Below are 17367 nucleotides of genomic sequence, written 5' to 3'. Positions count from 1 at the left end.
AAACAGCTAAAAAATGAATTCAAAATATAATCATTATAAAGTAACGCTGGAGCACACGCACAACCCAAAAGGTGACGAACTGCAGGAAGCCGTTAGTGTTGAATTTGATAATCACGATAACATTTTCAACATTATAAAAATACTACAGGAAAAAAACCTTTTTAGCAGCGATAGTGAAACAGCCGAGTTTGCCATAGGACTTAAAATGTTTGGGGAAGTAATGCTAAGAAACAGGGAAAACCCTTTGTTTAGCGAGCTATCTCCGGCTTTTAAAGCCTTTATGATGAAACTCAAATCAACATAAGAAAGGTTAATTGTTTGATTATTTATAAATTGTTTTGGTTATTACACCTTTGCCTGGTGTGTTCAAACAAAAAACTCCGAAGACCTGTCTTCGGAGTTTTTTTATGTTTTTATTTCACCGTTACCTTGTAAACACCAGCTTATTCCCTTTAGAGAGGCTGGCATCAAACTTATAGCCTTCGTAATCAAAACCTTTAAGTCCGTTTAGGGATCTAACGTTATTATCTATTATGTAGCGTACCATCATCCCCCTAGCCTTTTTGGCAAAAAAGCTTATCATTTTTAATTTACCGTCTTTATAGTCCTTAAACTCCGGAGTAATTATAGGGACTTTAAGTGCTTTTGTATCTACGGCATCAAAGTATTCTTTACTTGCCAGGTTAATAAACAATTCGTCGTCTTTAAGTTCATCGTTTAGAGCCTGTGTAATAGTCTTTTTCCAAAACTCATACAGGTTCTTACTGCCCTCTACAGGCATTTGAGTACCCATTTCCAGTCGGTAAGGCTGTATCAGGTCGAGCGGTTTTAAAAGTCCGTAAAGGCCTGATAATATCCTTAAACTATCCTGAAGCTTATTTAGTTTGGACACAGGAATAGTATAGGCATCAAGCCCTGTGTATACATCTCCGTTAAAGGCATACACGGCAGGTCTTGCATTTTTTGTGGTAAAAGGCGTATGCCAGTCCTGATTGCGTTGCCAGTTCAAATCGGCAAGCTTTTTGCTTATACTCATTAGCTTACTAAGTTCATCGGGCGACTTTTCTTTTAACACATTATGTATCAGTTCACTTTGTGATAAAAAGGAAGAATCAGAATGTTTTCTTGTAGGAAGTTTTGTATCAAAATCCAGCGATTTTGCGGGAGATATAACTATTTTCATATACTAATTTGTTATCTTTCAAAGTTAGTAATTGTAACATTATCGGCAAAACATATACGTATAACATAAAGGAGTAGTTTTATGCTCCGCCAAACCATTAACCAACTAAAAAAATGACAGATTACATTATAAGGACAGAGCACCTTACTTTTCATTATTCCAAAAACAGAAAAGCTCTCGACAATGTTTCTCTAAACATCCCAAAAGGTTCCATATATGGCTTTTTAGGGCCTAACGGAGCCGGGAAATCAACTACCATGCGCCTGCTAACGGGCATACTGCCACAGCAGGACAAGTCCATTTACCTTTTTAATCAGCCTTTAAATGAGCAGCTACCCAAAGCTTTTGACCGTGTTGGATCGCTTGTGGAAAGTCCGGCATTATACCTGCATCTTAGCGGGTATGATAACCTTAAGTACATAGCAAAACTACGCAATGTTCCTGAAAGCAGGATTAACGAAGTATTGGAACTGGTGGATCTGCAAAGGGATGCTAAAAGAAAAGCTAAGGCTTACTCCCTAGGTATGAAACAACGTTTGGCCATTGCAATGGCATTACTGGACGAACCGGAACTTTTATTACTGGACGAACCTGTAAACGGACTGGATCCTAACGGTATTCAGGATATACGAAAACTGCTGGTAAGGCTTAATAAGGAAAAAGGGGTTACTATTTTCGTATCAAGCCACCTGCTTGCTGAAATTGAGAAAATGTGTACTCATGTAGGGATTATCAGTAAAGGGAAAATTCAGTTTGAAGGTACTATGGAAGAGCTTTCCAAAAAATCAGGATTGTGTAAAATACGCATCACTGTAAAAGATGCCCAACGCTGGTATGATGAACTGACAAAGGAAAACCCTACCGTACAAATGGATAATAATACTCAGTTTTCCCTTGAGCTTCAAAACCGCGAGGAGATTCCGGCATTTACAAAACAACTTGTAAATAAAGGTGCCGAGATTTATGAGATTAAAATCCTTGACGGCCTTGAAGAATGGTTCATGGCACTTGTAAACTAACTATAACCTTACCAACACATATAATAATGCAAAATTTTATAACTGCCCTAAAAGCAGAACACCTTAAAAGAAAAAAAACGGGAATATACCTTACCGCCATCATACTTGGGGCATTTATTCCGTTAATATATGCGATAGCCTATATTATTCAGAATGAAACCCTAAAACCGGGATTACCTTATAACATATATGTAAAAACACTGGAAATTATAACAGGATCTTTTACTGATTTCTTTTTACCATTGCTAATACTTATTTCTGCCAGCAGGCTAACTCAGCTTGACCATAAAAACGGTGGCTGGCAGCTAATGGAAACACAACCCTTAAAGAAAACATCCATATACTTTGCAAAATACACTCAGCTAATTTTAGTGACTTTTGTTTCTATACTCGCTTTTATTACTGCATCCTATCTTGGCTCGGTACTTATTAGTTTATTTATTGATATACCTGATAATGTGAGTGTAAGTTTTGATTTTGGGCTTTCCTTTTGGCTTATGGTAAGAATGTTGCTTGCCGCCTTACTATTTGCTTCGGTACAATATGCTGTATCAGTATTACTACCTAGCTTTATATGGTCTATGCTAATTGGGCTTTTCCTTCTGTTAGGATATATGATAGCCGTTAACTTTCAGGTATTCCCTGATTGGTTCCCGCTGGAAACCCTAAAAAAAGCAGGAACTTATCCTAAAGGAAGCGACTTGGGTTATTGGATTACCTATTCGGAAGTTATAAGTGTACTAAGCAGTTTTATTGTACTGTACATAGGCTTTATGTGGTATAAATATAAAAGTGCAAAAAAAGCTTTTGTAAATCCTGCAGCAAGAATAGGAGCTTTAGCAGGAGTACTAATTGTTTTTGGCGGTGCAACCTGGTATATGACAACCTCAAATACTATGTCCCCCTACTCAAAAACGGTAATTAGCGGTACGATAGAAAGTACTACACCTATAGATAAAATATACCTGGCAGATAACTTTATGGGCGATACGCTTGCCGAAATAAATATTAGTGAAGGTAAATTTCATCAGGTAATAAACAATGATTTCCCCCTTGATATCTATCATCTTAAAATAGGTCAAAGTATAGCTAATGTAATTTTAAGCAACAAGGACAGTATTTTTGTAAAGCTAAGAATTAATAAAGAAAAAGGAGAAATTGATTACTATGGCACCCGAATTGCAGAAAACCAGTATATTAAAAATAAAAGGGAAAACCTACCTTGGAGTTCTGTCGCTTATGACTTAGACCAAAACCGTAATCTTGACAAGCCTGCTAAGTTTATTGACCACCTGATTTCAGAATGGAAAGAAAGCATCAATAAATCGGATAATTTTAAAACGGTTGATAACTATGTTCCGCGTGAAGACTATAAACTTCAAAATAAAAAGCTGTTAACCATTACTTACCTTAACTACTGGAACGATTTTGTAAAAAAACGTAAGGCATTATACCCTGAAGAAAAAACAGAACCTACAGAAGAAATCAAAGAGATGATTGCTACTGTACCTCTTAACGATGAAGGGTTATTAAGTAATGAAGATTATTTTACTTATTTAAAAACACAAATAATTGCCGAAAATAAGGAGGAGGTTGATGAAAATACTAAAACGTTACAAGCCATAGAAAAAATGGAAAAAGGCAGTTTTAGGGATAAAATGTTGTACTGGCAACTAGACAAAAGTGTAAAAGAAGCGTCTAACAATGAAGAAAGAAACAGCACACTGGCAAAATACAGTGGTTTGTTTACTCAAAACAATTATGTTGCTAACCTAAATGCCACCAATAAACTTTATGCCAGCCTTGAAGCAGGAAAAGCAGCTCCACAATTTGAAGCTATTGATAAAGACCAAAAGGTATATACCTTAAACGACCTAAAAGGTAAATATGTAGTTATGGATGTTTGGGCTACCTGGTGCGGCCCTTGTGAAAGGGAGCGCCCTAGCTTTGAGAAAATGGCCATTAAATACAAAAATGAACCTGTGCAGTTTGTTGCTGTAAGTATGGATCGAAGAATAGAAGACTGGTATGTAGAGGTTAATAACAGGTCTAAATCAGTATTACAGCTACATATTAATGATATTTCTAAATTCAGTAAGGAATACAACACCCAAAGCATACCTCGTTTTATACTAATTGATCCAGACGGGAATTTTGTTAACTCACAGCTTCCTTTCCCTTCAGATGCCAACTTTGAAAAAATGCTGAGGGATGCCTTAGGCCTTGAAGAAGAAAAATAGTTTTTATCTTTGCCCTGATGATCAAGGCAATTAAAAAACATAAAGGTGCTATACTATACGGTTCCAGCCTTGCGTTGCTGCTTTTATTGCTGCGCTGGCTGGAATTTCGTTTTTTGGTACTAAGCACTTCCCTCGATATTTATATTGGCATCATCGCTATTATATTTACCGCACTCGGAGTATGGCTTGCACTAAAGCTATTTAAACCCAAAGCAAAAACAATTATAATAGAAAAAGAGGTAGAAGTATATGTTACTCCCTCCCCTCAATTTGAACGTAATCAAAAAGAACTGGACAACCTCAACCTTACCTCCCGCGAACTGGAAGTACTGGAACTTATGGCAAAAGGAATGAGCAATCAGGAAATTGCTAACGAGCTTTTTGTTTCCCTAAACACAATAAAGACACATTCGGGTAAACTTTTTGAAAAAATGGAGGTAAAAAGGCGTACCCAAGCCGTAGACAAAGCTAAAACACTGAGCATCATACCTTAACACATATCACCCAAAAGTCGTAATTTTATAAAAGACAGTAAAATCACCCGAAAGGATGAGGCTTTTTTATGTGATATTATCCATTTTTGCACCATAAACAAACACTAAAAACAATACAGGTATGACAAAAACTATTCTTACTTACGGTTTAATTGGAGGGGTAATAAGTACCATCGGGTATATTATTACTATACTAACCGGGCACGAGAACATGACCAATGCCATGATTATTGGCTTTGCCTCAATGTTCATTGCTTTCTCCCTAATTTTTGTTGCTATTAAAAGCTACAGGGACAAACAGACTGGAGGTGTGATTTCATTTGGTAGTGCATTCAAAATGGGCGTACTTATGTCGTTAATTACATCTTCCATTTATGTTATTGTATGGCTTATAGCCTTATATAACTTTTTCCCTGATTTTGCCCAACAGTATGGAGATAAGATTGTTGAACAGATGAGAGAGGCAGGAAAAACAGCAGAACAAATAAATGCTCAAATAGCTGAAAATGCAATATTAGTCGAGAATTACAAAAATCCTATAATGGTAATACTGTATACTTACATGGAAATTTTACCAATAGGATTACTGTTTTCGCTACTAGCCGCCGCAATACTTAAAAAGAAACCACAACCAGCTTTATAATTATGGGAAAAGTTACTGGAATAGGCGGATTGTTTTTCCGTTCAAAAGACCATGTTGCTTTAGGCAAATGGTATGAAAAGTATTTTGGCATTAAAACCGTAGGCAGTGGCGAAGTTTGGAAAACCGAAGCAGGTACTACAGTATTTGCCCCTTTTAAAGCCGATACCAAATACTTTAGCGAGCCACAACAGTTTATGGTAAACTTTAGGGTTGATGGACTGGATGAGTTTCTCGAAACACTAAAGGCAGACGGTATAAAGATTGACGAACACCGTGAAGAAATGTCTATGGGGAAATTTGCATGGGTATATGATCCCGATGGTAATAAAATTGAACTATGGGAACCAACTCCCGAAAACGAATGGCGTGACGACGCTTAAAAAAAAGTGCTGTCTTAGGAGTGTTGCCATTTTGAGCGAAACGCAGTGAAGTCGAAAAATCTCTAATAATGATTAAAGATTTCTCCGCAAGGTCAAAATGGAAAACATTACATTTCGCTTTTAAGACAGCTCTTTTTTTTGTACCTCTAAATCATCTATATTTGTTGTAAACACTACACATTTATGGATAGGTATTCCCAAATTAACGAGAGCATTAGCCGCTATGTAACCTTTAGCCAGGAAGAGCTGGATATTTTAAACTCCCTACTGGAATACAGGGAAGTACCTAAAAAAACCATCATGCTGCATGAGGGTGAAATGTGCAACTTTGAGGCTTTTGTAATTAAGGGCTGCATCCGTAAATATTATATTGACTCTAACGGACACGAGGTTATACTTCAGTTTGCCATAGAAAATTCGTGGGTTAGTGATATATCCTTCAGTATCTATGAAGACAGGCCCAGCCATACCTTTATAGAAACACTGGAAGATTGTGAGCTGCTTATTTTCTCTCCCGAGACAAAAGAAGAGCTTTTTAAACAGGCTCCGCGCTTTGAAAGGGCTTTCAGGATATTACTGTACCGCAACCTTGCCGTTACTCAGGACAGGCTCTTTAATACCATAGCAAAAACAGCAATGGACAAATACCTTGAGTTTTTAGACCACTATCCTTCACTACCCCAGCGTGTGGCACAGCACTACATTGCTTCTTATCTGGGCATATCTGCCGAGTTCCTTAGCAAGGTAAGAGCCAAGATTGCCAAAAACTAATTAGTGCTTTAAAACTTTAGACCAATAACTTTCGGTTAAAATGTATTTCTTGTCCTAGTTCAATGTTTTGGGTTTTAGTATTACGCAACTTTGTACTGTGATATTAAAACAACCACTACTATGAACCGTAAAGATTTTATAAAAAAAGGACTGATGGGCACCGGGATGTTCGTTGCTTCATCTGCTGTTGGAGATACGCTTAATAACGATATAGACGAAATAAAACCGTTAGATCCTATAGGCTACAACCATTTGCCTAACGAGGATGCTAAGATTAACGAAAGTACCGTACTGCATAAAGCCAATACCCGCGGGCATGCCAATCACGGTTGGCTGGACTCCCACCATACATTCAGTTTTGCCAATTATCATAATCCCGACAGAATGCACTTTGGCGTACTAAGGGTTTTAAACGATGACCGTGTAGACCCGGGAATGGGTTTTGGTACCCATCCTCACGATAATATGGAGATTATATCCATTCCGCTTGAAGGCGATTTGGAACACAAGGATAGTATGGGTAACACTGCCGTTATTAAAAACGGAGATATACAGGTTATGAGTGCCGGTACCGGAATTTACCACAGCGAATACAACAAAAATAAAGACAGGCTTACCAAGTTCCTTCAAATTTGGGTATATCCTAACAAAAGGAATGTAGCACCAAGGTACGACCAGATAACGCTTAAAGCGGAAGAAAGACACAACAAACTACAACAGATACTTTCCCCAAACCCCGATGATGCCGGAGTATGGATTCATCAGGATGCGTGGTTTCACTTAGGGAAGTTTGACAAAAACAAAACTGTGAAATATGACTTTAAGAAAAAAGGCAACGGTGTTTATGCTTTTGTGCTAAACGGTGACTTTAAACTTAACAATATGTCACTAAACCACAGGGACGGACTGGGCATTTGGAACACCAATAGCATTGCCATTGAGGCTTTGAGCGATGATGCCGAAATATTATTAATGGAAGTCCCTATGACAATTTAATTTTACGTAACTTAATAATACAAAATCAATAACAATTAAATATTAAAAATTATGTCTACAACAAAATGGGTAATAGACCCTTCACATTCAGAAATAGGATTTAAAGTAAAACACATGATGTTTACTAACGTTTCAGGTAGTTTCCAAAAATTTGATGCTTACATTGAAACTAACGGTGACGACTTTGAAAATGCTAAAATAGAGTTTACAGGAGAGGTTGACTCAATCACTACAGGTAGTGCCGACAGAGATGCGCACCTTTTAAGCGCTGACTTTTTTGATGCTGCACAATACCCGCAGTTAACCTTCTCGGCTACTTCATTCACAAAAGAAGATGAAGGAGAATACACACTTAAAGGAGACCTTACTTTACACGGTGTTACCAAACCGGTAAAACTTGACGTAGAGTTTGGCGGACTAGCTAAAGACCCTTGGGGAAATACAAAAACAGGTTTCTCCATTACAGGTAAAATAAACCGTAAAGACTGGGGTCTTAACTGGAACTCAACTCTTGAAGCAGGTGGTGTTCTTGTAGGTGAAGAAGTAAAACTGGCTATCGAACTTCAGTTTATCAAACAGTAATTAGTTTACTTTTATATATGTTTCCTTAAACCTTCGGTCCCTTTAAAGGGACCGAAGGTTTTTTTATTACTGTAATAAAAAACTCCCAACCGTTATAGTTGGGAGTTTATATTTTTAGATTCTTCACTTCGCTATCGCTTCGTTCAGAATGACAATCCGTTAGTAAATCAACAAATAACCAAATTAACAAACCCCATACTATTCCTCTTCGTCAGCAGTATGCGATTTAGAGTAGGTTCTCCATTTATCCAGGCATTCTACCATATCTGCAGGTAGTTCGCTGTTAAAACGCATAAACTCTTTTGTGGTAGGATGTTCAAAACCAAGTGTCTTGGCGTGTAGCGCCTGTCTTGGTAATATTTTAAAACAGTTATCAATAAACTGTTTGTACTTAGTAAACGTAGTACCTTTAAGTATTTTGTCTCCGCCATAACGGGCATCGTTAAACAAAGTGTGCCCTATGTATTTCATGTGTACACGTATCTGGTGGGTACGCCCCGTTTCCAGTCGGCATGATACAAGGGTTACATACCCAAGGCGCTCCAGCACTTTATAATGTGTTACAGCGTGTTTTCCCTGCTCTCCGTCAGGATATACCGCCATTTGCATACGGTCCTTTAAATGTCTGTCTATATTTCCTTCAATGGTTCCCTCATCTTCGGCTACATTCCCCCAAACCAGTGCGATATACTCCCTTTCAGAAGTCTTATCGGCAAATTGCTTGGTTAGGTGTGACATCGCCTGTTCGGTTTTGGCAATAACCAAAAGCCCCGATGTATCCTTGTCAATTCGGTGTACCAGTCCCGGCCTTTCGCTACTGTTCATAGGCAGGTTTTCAAAATGGTAAGCCAGTGCATTTACCAGCGTACCACTGTAGTTACCGTGCCCCGGGTGCACAACCATACCGGGCTCCTTATTTACTATAAGCAATTGGTCGTCTTCATACACTATGTTAAGCGGAATGTTTTCCGGCTCTAAAAGGTATTCGTAAGGCGGATGCTCGAGCAATACGCGAACCACATCATTAGCCTTAACCTTGTAATTGGATTTTACGGGAACATCGTTCACATAAATATTCCCTGCAGAAGCTGCCTGCTGTATTTTGTTCCTTGTGGCATTTTCCACAAGGTTCATTAAAAACTTATCTACTCTAAGCGGTGCCTGTCCCTTTCCTGCCTCAAAGCGATAGTGCTCATATAGCTCATCTTCCGGTTCCTGCTCTGTTATAACCTGACTCATTATTTATTTTTGGTGTATATTATTTATCTTGTGAAGTTCATGGCATATTAGCCCTGTCTTCATCTGAAATGTGGTAACCGGTTTTACCGTCACCCAGTACAAGGTCTACCTTAGATGCCTTTTTGACCTTATCTCCGGCACTTAGCCTTTTACCTTTTTGTCTTACCTCAAGTACTACATCTTCGGCAAGATATGGTTTGTAGGTTATCTCCCCTACTTCAAGACCAACACTTTTCAGGATAGACTCCGCCGAACGTTTTGTTTTCTGTACCAGCTCAGGCAGGTCAATATCGTTATATCCTCCGGCATTAAGCTTAATGTATATTTTCCTGTTTTCCTTTACGTTTACCTTAGGTAACGGATCCTGCTGTACAATAGAGTACGGAGGGAAATCAGGCCTGTAGTCTACAGTATCTAAAATCACATAGTTAAGTGTAAGCGCCTCAAGCTCTTTTTCTGCCTTATCAACCGTTTGTTTGGTCAGGTCCGGCACAGGGATTTTCTGATCGTGATTGGTATAATAATTAAGCCATTTCATAACGGCAATTACAAGCAAAACAGTAATTACAACGGCTATAATTATCTGCTTTAAAAATGCTTTACTGGTCAAAAAGTTTTTAAGGCTCATCTACTATGATTTTTGGCAAAGATATAAATAATACTAAACTTTATAAGTTTACACAAATAATGATATTTTTGTGTTAGCAAAACCTAATATTTAACGCAGTTAGAATGAAAAATGTTGCCATTATCATGGGCGGATATTCCAGTGAATATCAAATTTCCCTTAAAAGCGGGAATATTGTGTACCAAAATCTGGACAAAACAAAATACAATGCCTACCGCCTGCACATCCTGAAGGACAAATGGGTAATGGCTGATGAAGATGATAACGAGTACCTGGTTAACAAACATGATTTCTCTGTTGAACATAACGGAAAGAAAATTGTGTTTGATGTGGTATTCAATGCTATTCACGGCACACCGGGAGAAGACGGACTTATGCAGGCTTACCTGCAGCTGTTAAACATTCCGCAAACCTCATGCGAACCTTATCAGGCGGCATTAACCTTTAACAAAAGAGATATGCTCTCGGTTTTAAAACCATACGGAATTAAAACTGCCGTATCGCATTACCTTAATCTGGGCGATGAGATAAATGAGCAGGCCATTATTGATAAAGTGGGGCTTCCGTGTTTTGTAAAACCAAACCGATCGGGTTCAAGCTTCGGTATATCTAAAGTAAAAACCAAAGAGGAACTTTTACCGGCCATAGAGACCGCATATAAGGAAGATAACGAGATTATTATTGAAAGTTTTCTGGACGGTACCGAGGTTTCTGTAGGGGTAATTAACTACGGTGGCGTGGTTACGGTACTGCCTATTACCGAAATAGTATCGGAAAATGACTTTTTTGATTATGAGGCAAAATACCTTGGTAAGTCGCAGGAAATAACTCCTGCCCGCATTTCGGAAGAAATGGCACAAAAGGTAAGCGGCGTGGCAAAACGTGTGTATGAGATATTAAAAATGGAAGGCTTTTCACGTAGCGAATTCATTATCGTAAATAACGAACCGCACCTGCTTGAAATGAATACCGTACCGGGCCTTACAGCCGAAAGCATACTGCCACAACAGGCACGCGAGGCAGGCATAACTTTACCACAGCTATTTGATAATGCCATAGAACAGGCTTTGGCAAAAAAATAAAAATATGAAAACAGCAGTATTTCCGGGGTCGTTTGACCCTATTACCCTAGGTCACTACGACATTATTAAAAGAGGCGTTAAGCTTTTTGATAAGGTTATTGTAGCCATAGGGGTTAATGCCGAAAAAAAATACATGTTCCCACTGAAAGAGAGAAAACGCTTTATTGAAGAGGCTTTTAAAGATCAGCCAAAGGTAGAGGTTGTAACCTACGAAGGCCTTACTATAGACCTTTGCCATAAAGTAGGCGCTCAGTTTATACTAAGGGGACTTAGAAACCCTGCCGACTTTGAGTTTGAAAAGGCTATTGCCCATACTAACAGGGAGCTTTCTAAAATAGAAACGGTATTCCTGCTTACGGCGGCAAAAACATCATACATCAGTTCGAGCATAGTTCGGGACGTACTGCGTAATGGCGGAGACTACACCATTTTGGTACCCGAATCTGTAAGGACAAAATAATCATTATGAAGAAATCGCTTTTACTCTTACTGATAAGTTTTCAGCTTATGGCACAAAAAAACAATATGTACTTAACTCCGTATGAAAAAGGAAACGGTAATCAAACGGCAACCTATGCCGAAACCATTGCTTATTTTAAAATGCTTGACGAAAGCTTTGAAACCATACAAATGCTACCTATGGGGTTAACCGATAGCGGCGAGCCTTTACATATTGTAATTTTTGACCCCGAGAAAAGCTTTGATTTCAACACCATTAATAAAAACAGGGCAGTACTGCTTTTAAACAACGGCATCCATCCCGGTGAGCCCGACGGTATTGATGCTACCATGATGCTGTATCGTGACCTCGCCACAGGGAAACTAAAAACTCCTAAAAACACGGTTATTGTTAATATACCCGTGTACAACATAGGCGGTGCACTTAACCGTAATTCCCATACCCGTGCCAACCAAAACGGCCCTGAGAGTTATGGCTTTAGGGGGAATGCCCGGAACTATGACCTTAACAGGGATTTCCTGAAATCGGACACGCGAAACAGCAGGAGCTTTGCCGAAATTTTCCAAAAGGTGAATCCTGACGTGTTTATAGATAACCACGTTAGTAATGGTGCCGACTACCAATATACCTTTACCTACATAGCTACCCATCACCAGAAACTGGGCGGAGAACTGGGTCAGTTTTTCAAAGATGAGATGATGGCTACTATATTGGCCGATTTGAAAAAACAGGGAACCGAAGCTACTCCTTACGTAAACATACACGACCAAAAGCCCGATGGTGGTTTTGAACAGTTTATGGATTACCCAAGGTATTCTACCGGATATGCCTCCATGTTCAACACTGTAGGGTCTATGCCCGAAACGCATATGCTAAAGGATTATGCTCCGCGTGTTAAGGTTACTTATGATTATATGGTAGCATCTATAGATTATATAGAACATAACTATAAAAAGATTAAAAAACTACGTACGGATAACCTGAACAATTACAAACCGGGTATGAAGTACACCCTATTTTGGGAGTTGGATAAAACTAAAGTTACCCAACTGGAGTTTTTAGGGTATGAGGGTGGTTATAAGCCAAGTGAAATATCAGGACAGCCAAGATTATTTTACGACAGGTCCAAACCGTTTAAAAAGACCATTCCGTATTATCAGGAGTACAATCCGGTAACGGAAGTGGTAATACCGGAGGCATACATTATCCCTAAAACATGGTGGAACGCTATAGAGCTTTTACAGCTTAACGGTATCAAAATGCAACCTCTGGAAAATGATACCGAAATTGAGGTGGAAAGCTATCGTATAGCCGATTACAAAACAAGTAAGACTGCTTATGAGGGACACTACCCGCATAACAGTACCCAAGTTACTGTAACTACCGAAAAGGTACTGTTCCATAAAGGCGACTTTGTGATAAACACACAGCAACCGGGCGTTAAATACCTGCTGGAAACATTAGAACCACAAGCACCGGACTCCTATTTTAACTGGAACTTTTTTGATGCCATATTACAGCAAAAGGAATATTTTTCTGCCTATGTGTTTGAAGACACTGCTACTAAATTACTAAATGAAGATGCTACACTAAAAGCAGCTTTCGAAAAAAAGAAAGCAGAAGACAAAGCCTTTTCTGAAAGTGGTGAAGCCCAGCTGGACTGGATTTACAGAAACTCTGTTTACTACGAAAAATCACATTTACAATACCCTATATACAGGAAAGTAAAATAAAAAAACAGGCCTTGAGCCTGTTTTTTTATTTGTAAGAAACTTTTTTCTTTATTTTTATAGAAACTACTGTTTCATGACTTTCACCTTACAATTCCGTTTATTTATTTATCTCGTTTTAGGGTTTATTGCTGCTACCGTAATAGGTGCTGTTACACATGAAGCCGGACACTACATGGTTGCTAAAAAACTGGGTTATGAAGCAAAAATAAGATACGCTTCAATGCAATATAAAAATACAGATTATAAAGCATTTCGTGATTTTCATTTTAAAAACAAAGAGGCTTTAAAAAGCAAAACAGACAAGGCTGTTATGAAAAAATATTCTGTTCTAATGCATAAGGCTCGTAAAACAAATGTCCTTGTAACACTTGGTGGTCCAATTCAAACAATAATAACGGGAACTTTAGGTTTTTTCCTGCTATGGTTTAACCGAAAAAAAACAGGAAACAAACTAACATTCTTACAATGGTCGTTTGTTTTTATGGCTTTCTTTTGGTCAAGGCAGGTAGCCAACTTTTTTATCGGGCTATACTTTTTGGTTATCAGAGGAGAATGGACTTCTCAGGGAGACGAAACCAACATATCAGAATACTTTAGGCTACCAGCATGGTCCCTTAACCTTATTACTGCTACAATAGCTATAGTACTGCTTTTAATTGTGGTATTAAAATTAATACCAAAGCAGCAACGATTCACTTTTATAGTAGCCGGGCTTACAGGGAGCATTATTGGTTTCCCTTTATGGATGAAACTACTTGGGCCTGCTATCCTTCCGTAGGTACCTTTATGTTTTCAAACAACAGTTTTATGTTCTCGTATGAGTTGGTTAGCGCTTCCCTAATCTGTTCAGGGTTAAGCCATGCAACCTTTTCAATACCTTCGTTTTCCTGTCCCTGTAACTTACCCTTATAATCAGTTTTCATTTCATACCAATGGGTAACCTTTAGCTTATAGCTACCATTCCTTTTAAAAACATGATATGTTTTTTGCAGTTTTTGGGTAATCTTAAGGTTTTTTACGCCGGTTTCTTCCTCCACCTCACGTATAGCAGCATCTTCAATGCCCTCACCTTTTTCAATTCCGCCCTTAGGCAGGTCCCATTTTCCGTTCCTGAAAATAAAAAGCACCTCCCCTTTTTTGTTGTATACGAGTCCGCCTCCGGCTTTCGCCACCGGAATTTTCTCTTTAAGCTTCTTTAAAGTCTCCTTTTCATCAGGGTGATATAAAAAGGCTTTTTTAACCTTGTTATTAAACATACTTATAATAAGCTGCTCAATATCAACACTCTCTAAAAGAAATAATTTGAAGTCGGTTTCTTTTTCCACCTGGTTAGTTAAAAAAAGTGGCTTATCGTTAACAAAAACTTTATACATTTGCACTATGATTTTTAATACAGATACCGCTAAAAAAACAGCAGAATTGCTTTTACAAATAAACGCAATTAAATTAAATCCTAAAAATCCTTTTACATGGGCTTCAGGATGGAAGTCTCCAATATATTGTGATAACAGGATTACGCTGTCATTCCCACAGATTAGAAACTACATCCGTGAGGAATTTGCAAAACATATAGAAAAGGAATATGGCAAGCCCGATGTTATTGCCGGTGTTGCAACAGGAGCTATTGGTATAGGTATGCTTGTTGCCGATGTTATGGGGCTTCCGTTTGTGTATGTTAGGCCAGAACCAAAAAAACACGGTCGTCAAAACCAAATTGAAGGATACCTTCAGGAAGGACAGAACGTGGTTGTTGTAGAAGACCTTATCAGTACCGGAAAAAGCAGCCTTATGGCAGTTGAAGCCCTTAAAGAAGCAGGTGCAAACGTAAAAGGTATGGTAGCTATTTTTACTTATGGCTTTGATGTTTCTGTAGAAAACTTTACTAATGCAGGTGTTAAGCTAAACACTCTTGGTAACTACGACACGCTTTTAGAGCTTGCCGTTTCTAAACAGTATATTACCGAAGAGGAGCACGACACGCTTAAAGAATGGAGAAAAACCCCTGATACCTGGGGGCAGTAATCAGATTTTAGAATTGAGATTTTAGATTTCAGTCATTGCCCAATACAAAACCAATAATAGTTGAATTGGCAACCTGAAACTTAAAACCCATAAACCTACCACTATGAATTTAGAAAGTCCTAAAGTAACAGTAGAAAAATCGGCACAGTATATTTTTGACGCGCTTAGCGATGTTAGAAATTTTGAAAAACTAATGCCCGAAAACATAGCTAAGTTTGAGGTAACAGGAGATGAATCGTTCATCTTTGCCCTTAAGGGTATGCCTGAAATCAAACTTAAGATGAAAGAAAAATCAGCCCCAAACAAAATTGTTCTTGGTGCTGCAAGCGATAAGCTTCCTTTTACCCTAACAGGTAATATTGACGCTGTATCTGATGCTTCGAGCGCAGTACAGTTAAAGTTTGAAGGTGAATTTAACGCCATGATGGCCATGATGGTTAAAGGGCCCATCAGTAAATTTATTGAAACATTAGCCGCTAATATGCACAAGCTGTAGTTGCGAAAAAGCATAAAACCAAAAGCCTTTTAGTTGTCTAAAAGGCTTTTTTTATTACTTTTATCAGGACTAAACATTAATCCTGAATGAAAAAGTTTTTATACACATTACTCCTCTCCATAAGCATAGTTTCAATTTCTGTTGCACAAACTCCCGAACAATCTGTTTTAAAGCAGGCTAATGACATGGGGCAGTCTTTCCTTGATAAGGACTATAACACCTTTGCTACATATACCCATCCTAAAGTTATGAAGGCTATGGGAGGAAAAGACAACATGGTCAAAAATCTGAAAAGAAGCTTCGACGGTTTTGAAAATGAAGGAGTCTCATTTTTAGGAACAGACTATTCTGCACCTTCAAAAATCATAACGGTGGAAGACGGTACTATGCAGTGTACGCTTATACAAATGATTGAAATGAAGGTTAAGGGCGGTAAACTAACTTCCCAAAGCTGTTTATTGGCCATATCTGAAAACAAGGGTAAAAACTGGTATTTCCTGGACACAGCAGGATACAACCATCCTACCATGAAAACGCTTATACCTAATCTTAGTGACGAAATAGTTATTCCGGGACGAATAGACCCTGTTTTTGAACCGGATGAAAAAACACCCGATCAGGAATAATGTCTAAAATAATAACACACATTACAGATACACACCTTGGGGATCCTTCGGCTTTAGACCGTGGGGCAAACCCAAAAAAGAACCTTAAAGCTGTTTTGGAAAACATTGCTTTAGATAAGTTTGATGATCTTGTTATTACCGGAGACTTGGCCGTAAAAGAAGACCTTGAATGGCTGTTTTCAAAACTGGAAGACTATAAGCCCGGCTTCAAAATTACGTTAGGGAACCACGATGTTTTTAAAGATGTAATTCCTTACTACCACGGTACCCGCTCTCAAAGCGAAACCGAACTTTACTACACTCACGAAGACGAGTTCTATAAATACATTTACATGGACTCCTCATCGGGAGAAATAAGCGAGGCCCAAATGGTATGGCTTACTTCCGAAATAAATACACTAAAAAAGATTATCGTTTTTATACATCATCCTGTACTGGGGTTCCCTACAGGAGTAGATACAGCCTATCCGCTTAAAAACCGCGATATGATTAACGAAATCTTACAGGAAAGCAGGCAGCCCGTTACCGTGTTTTGTGGCCACTACCATATGCCTGACAAGCGTATTGACAGGAAAATAACGCAGTATATAACCCCTTCTGTAGCTTTTCAGGTAAAAAAGAACTCCCCTACAATAGAGGTTAATGTCAACTCGTTTGCCTATCGTATAATTACTCTTGAGGAAAACAGTATAAAAACCAGCCTGGTAACTAATTTTTATGACAGGTTCACAAAAAAATCCGGTTAAAAAATTTATAAAACCTTTGCCTTGTCA

Annotated in this window: 21 protein-coding genes; 17 read left to right on the top strand and 4 right to left on the bottom strand. The window is 38.4% G+C overall.

All coding sequences use genetic code 11. From position 1 onward, the window contains the following. Positions 1 to 13 precede the first annotated feature (13 nt). The gene (locus ABS768_RS16565) at positions 14 to 304 is read left to right on the top strand and encodes a DUF3861 domain-containing protein (RefSeq protein WP_408076075.1); all 291 of its coding nucleotides are present in this window, start codon (positions 14 to 16) and stop codon (positions 302 to 304) included. Positions 305 to 424: 120 nt separating this feature from the next. Here the strand turns inward: ABS768_RS16565 and yaaA are convergent, their stop codons facing one another. Then, positions 425 to 1183, bottom strand: a complete 759-nt coding sequence (gene yaaA, locus ABS768_RS16560) for a peroxide stress protein YaaA (RefSeq protein WP_408076074.1) — start codon at positions 1181 to 1183, stop codon at positions 425 to 427. Positions 1184 to 1296: 113 nt separating this feature from the next. Between yaaA and ABS768_RS16555 the strand changes: the two genes are divergently transcribed. The 8 genes from ABS768_RS16555 to ABS768_RS16520 all read left to right on the top strand — a co-directional run bounded on the left by ABS768_RS16555 (position 1297) and on the right by ABS768_RS16520 (position 8308). Beyond that, positions 1297 to 2202: an ABC transporter ATP-binding protein gene (locus ABS768_RS16555; RefSeq protein ID WP_408076073.1), complete on the top strand. Its 906-nt coding sequence runs from the start codon at positions 1297 to 1299 to the stop codon at positions 2200 to 2202. A 26-nt stretch (positions 2203 to 2228) separates the two neighbouring features. Next, on the top strand, positions 2229 to 4442 hold the full coding sequence (locus tag ABS768_RS16550; RefSeq protein WP_408076072.1) for a redoxin family protein: 2214 nt from the start codon (positions 2229 to 2231) through the stop codon (positions 4440 to 4442). 17 nt (positions 4443 to 4459) lie between these two features. Next, positions 4460 to 4936: a response regulator transcription factor gene (locus ABS768_RS16545; RefSeq protein ID WP_408076071.1), complete on the top strand. Its 477-nt coding sequence runs from the start codon at positions 4460 to 4462 to the stop codon at positions 4934 to 4936. A 121-nt stretch (positions 4937 to 5057) separates the two neighbouring features. Further along, positions 5058 to 5579 carry a DUF4199 domain-containing protein gene (locus tag ABS768_RS16540; RefSeq protein WP_408076070.1) on the top strand — a complete coding sequence of 174 codons (522 nt, stop codon included), beginning with the start codon at positions 5058 to 5060 and terminating at the stop codon, positions 5577 to 5579. A 2-nt stretch (positions 5580 to 5581) separates the two neighbouring features. Next, entirely contained in the window at positions 5582 to 5959 is a 378-nt protein-coding gene (locus tag ABS768_RS16535; protein ID WP_408076069.1) for a VOC family protein, read from the top strand. Between the two features lie 183 nt (positions 5960 to 6142). Beyond that, positions 6143 to 6730, top strand: a complete 588-nt coding sequence (locus ABS768_RS16530) for a Crp/Fnr family transcriptional regulator (protein WP_408076068.1) — start codon at positions 6143 to 6145, stop codon at positions 6728 to 6730. A 120-nt stretch (positions 6731 to 6850) separates the two neighbouring features. Continuing rightward, the gene (locus ABS768_RS16525) at positions 6851 to 7726 is read left to right on the top strand and encodes a pirin family protein (RefSeq protein ID WP_408076067.1); all 876 of its coding nucleotides are present in this window, start codon (positions 6851 to 6853) and stop codon (positions 7724 to 7726) included. A 51-nt stretch (positions 7727 to 7777) separates the two neighbouring features. Further along, positions 7778 to 8308 carry a YceI family protein gene (locus tag ABS768_RS16520; protein WP_408076066.1) on the top strand — a complete coding sequence of 177 codons (531 nt, stop codon included), beginning with the start codon at positions 7778 to 7780 and terminating at the stop codon, positions 8306 to 8308. A gap of 198 nt (positions 8309 to 8506) precedes the next feature. On the opposite strand, the gene ABS768_RS16515 is transcribed toward ABS768_RS16520, so the two are convergent. Together ABS768_RS16515 and ABS768_RS16510 are read right to left on the bottom strand one after the other, a co-directional pair. Further along, positions 8507 to 9547, bottom strand: a complete 1041-nt coding sequence (locus ABS768_RS16515) for an RluA family pseudouridine synthase (RefSeq protein WP_408076065.1) — start codon at positions 9545 to 9547, stop codon at positions 8507 to 8509. A 37-nt stretch (positions 9548 to 9584) separates the two neighbouring features. Next, positions 9585 to 10175, bottom strand: a complete 591-nt coding sequence (locus tag ABS768_RS16510) for a PASTA domain-containing protein (RefSeq protein WP_408076064.1) — start codon at positions 10173 to 10175, stop codon at positions 9585 to 9587. Positions 10176 to 10279: 104 nt separating this feature from the next. On the opposite strand from ABS768_RS16510, the gene ABS768_RS16505 reads away from it, so the two are divergent. From ABS768_RS16505 to ABS768_RS16490, 4 genes are all read left to right on the top strand, one after another. Then, on the top strand, positions 10280 to 11257 hold the full coding sequence (locus ABS768_RS16505) for a D-alanine--D-alanine ligase (protein WP_408076063.1): 978 nt from the start codon (positions 10280 to 10282) through the stop codon (positions 11255 to 11257). A gap of 4 nt (positions 11258 to 11261) precedes the next feature. After that, positions 11262 to 11717, top strand: coding sequence for a pantetheine-phosphate adenylyltransferase (gene coaD / locus ABS768_RS16500; RefSeq protein WP_408076062.1), 456 nt, complete (start codon positions 11262 to 11264; stop codon positions 11715 to 11717). A gap of 5 nt (positions 11718 to 11722) precedes the next feature. Beyond that, a complete protein-coding gene (locus ABS768_RS16495) occupies positions 11723 to 13450 on the top strand; it encodes a M14 family metallopeptidase (protein WP_408076061.1) in 1728 nt (575 codons plus the stop codon). A gap of 73 nt (positions 13451 to 13523) precedes the next feature. Beyond that, positions 13524 to 14228, top strand: coding sequence for a hypothetical protein (locus ABS768_RS16490; protein WP_408076060.1), 705 nt, complete (start codon positions 13524 to 13526; stop codon positions 14226 to 14228). Here ABS768_RS16490 and ABS768_RS16485 read toward each other — a convergent pair. Continuing rightward, positions 14215 to 14823, bottom strand: coding sequence for an NUDIX hydrolase (locus ABS768_RS16485; protein WP_408076059.1), 609 nt, complete (start codon positions 14821 to 14823; stop codon positions 14215 to 14217). The genes ABS768_RS16490 and ABS768_RS16485 overlap by 14 nt on opposite strands. A gap of 7 nt (positions 14824 to 14830) precedes the next feature. Between ABS768_RS16485 and pyrE the strand changes: the two genes are divergently transcribed. The 4 genes from pyrE (at position 14831) to ABS768_RS16465 (ending at position 17340) form a co-directional block, all read left to right on the top strand. Continuing rightward, positions 14831 to 15472: an orotate phosphoribosyltransferase gene (gene pyrE, locus ABS768_RS16480; protein ID WP_157482476.1), complete on the top strand. Its 642-nt coding sequence runs from the start codon at positions 14831 to 14833 to the stop codon at positions 15470 to 15472. Between the two features lie 103 nt (positions 15473 to 15575). Next, the gene (locus ABS768_RS16475; protein WP_408076058.1) at positions 15576 to 15968 is read left to right on the top strand and encodes an SRPBCC family protein; all 393 of its coding nucleotides are present in this window, start codon (positions 15576 to 15578) and stop codon (positions 15966 to 15968) included. An 86-nt stretch (positions 15969 to 16054) separates the two neighbouring features. After that, on the top strand, positions 16055 to 16594 hold the full coding sequence (locus ABS768_RS16470; protein WP_408076057.1) for a hypothetical protein: 540 nt from the start codon (positions 16055 to 16057) through the stop codon (positions 16592 to 16594). Beyond that, complete coding sequence (locus tag ABS768_RS16465; protein WP_408076056.1) at positions 16594 to 17340, top strand: metallophosphoesterase family protein; 747 nt, start codon at positions 16594 to 16596, stop codon at positions 17338 to 17340. The genes ABS768_RS16470 and ABS768_RS16465 overlap by 1 nt, the downstream gene beginning before the upstream one ends. Positions 17341 to 17367: the final 27 nt, after the last annotated feature.

The sequence above is a fragment of the Flavobacterium rhizophilum genome, from assembly GCF_046000485.1.
Lineage (GTDB): Bacteria > Bacteroidota > Bacteroidia > Flavobacteriales > Flavobacteriaceae > Flavobacterium > Flavobacterium rhizophilum.
Note: the sequence above shows the minus strand (reverse complement) of the source record. Positions and strands in the feature narration are given on the sequence as shown.

Bases quoted from the DNA above. Each gene is read 5' to 3' on its own strand.
- ABS768_RS16565 (WP_408076075.1), top strand. From the start codon at position 14: ATGAATTCAAAATATAATCATTATAAAGTAACGCTGGAGCACACGCAC.
- yaaA (WP_408076074.1), bottom strand. From the start codon at position 1,183: ATGAAAATAGTTATATCTCCCGCAAAATCGCTGGATTTTGATACAAAA.
- ABS768_RS16555 (WP_408076073.1), top strand. From the start codon at position 1,297: ATGACAGATTACATTATAAGGACAGAGCACCTTACTTTTCATTATTCC.
- ABS768_RS16550 (WP_408076072.1), top strand. From the start codon at position 2,229: ATGCAAAATTTTATAACTGCCCTAAAAGCAGAACACCTTAAAAGAAAA.
- ABS768_RS16545 (WP_408076071.1), top strand. From the start codon at position 4,460: ATGATCAAGGCAATTAAAAAACATAAAGGTGCTATACTATACGGTTCC.
- ABS768_RS16540 (WP_408076070.1), top strand. From the start codon at position 5,058: ATGACAAAAACTATTCTTACTTACGGTTTAATTGGAGGGGTAATAAGT.
- ABS768_RS16535 (WP_408076069.1), top strand. From the start codon at position 5,582: ATGGGAAAAGTTACTGGAATAGGCGGATTGTTTTTCCGTTCAAAAGAC.
- ABS768_RS16530 (WP_408076068.1), top strand. From the start codon at position 6,143: ATGGATAGGTATTCCCAAATTAACGAGAGCATTAGCCGCTATGTAACC.
- ABS768_RS16525 (WP_408076067.1), top strand. From the start codon at position 6,851: ATGAACCGTAAAGATTTTATAAAAAAAGGACTGATGGGCACCGGGATG.
- ABS768_RS16520 (WP_408076066.1), top strand. From the start codon at position 7,778: ATGTCTACAACAAAATGGGTAATAGACCCTTCACATTCAGAAATAGGA.
- ABS768_RS16515 (WP_408076065.1), bottom strand. From the start codon at position 9,547: ATGAGTCAGGTTATAACAGAGCAGGAACCGGAAGATGAGCTATATGAG.
- ABS768_RS16510 (WP_408076064.1), bottom strand. From the start codon at position 10,175: ATGAGCCTTAAAAACTTTTTGACCAGTAAAGCATTTTTAAAGCAGATA.
- ABS768_RS16505 (WP_408076063.1), top strand. From the start codon at position 10,280: ATGAAAAATGTTGCCATTATCATGGGCGGATATTCCAGTGAATATCAA.
- coaD (WP_408076062.1), top strand. From the start codon at position 11,262: ATGAAAACAGCAGTATTTCCGGGGTCGTTTGACCCTATTACCCTAGGT.
- ABS768_RS16495 (WP_408076061.1), top strand. From the start codon at position 11,723: ATGAAGAAATCGCTTTTACTCTTACTGATAAGTTTTCAGCTTATGGCA.
- ABS768_RS16490 (WP_408076060.1), top strand. From the start codon at position 13,524: ATGACTTTCACCTTACAATTCCGTTTATTTATTTATCTCGTTTTAGGG.
- ABS768_RS16485 (WP_408076059.1), bottom strand. From the start codon at position 14,823: ATGTATAAAGTTTTTGTTAACGATAAGCCACTTTTTTTAACTAACCAG.
- pyrE (WP_157482476.1), top strand. From the start codon at position 14,831: ATGATTTTTAATACAGATACCGCTAAAAAAACAGCAGAATTGCTTTTA.
- ABS768_RS16475 (WP_408076058.1), top strand. From the start codon at position 15,576: ATGAATTTAGAAAGTCCTAAAGTAACAGTAGAAAAATCGGCACAGTAT.
- ABS768_RS16470 (WP_408076057.1), top strand. From the start codon at position 16,055: ATGAAAAAGTTTTTATACACATTACTCCTCTCCATAAGCATAGTTTCA.
- ABS768_RS16465 (WP_408076056.1), top strand. From the start codon at position 16,594: ATGTCTAAAATAATAACACACATTACAGATACACACCTTGGGGATCCT.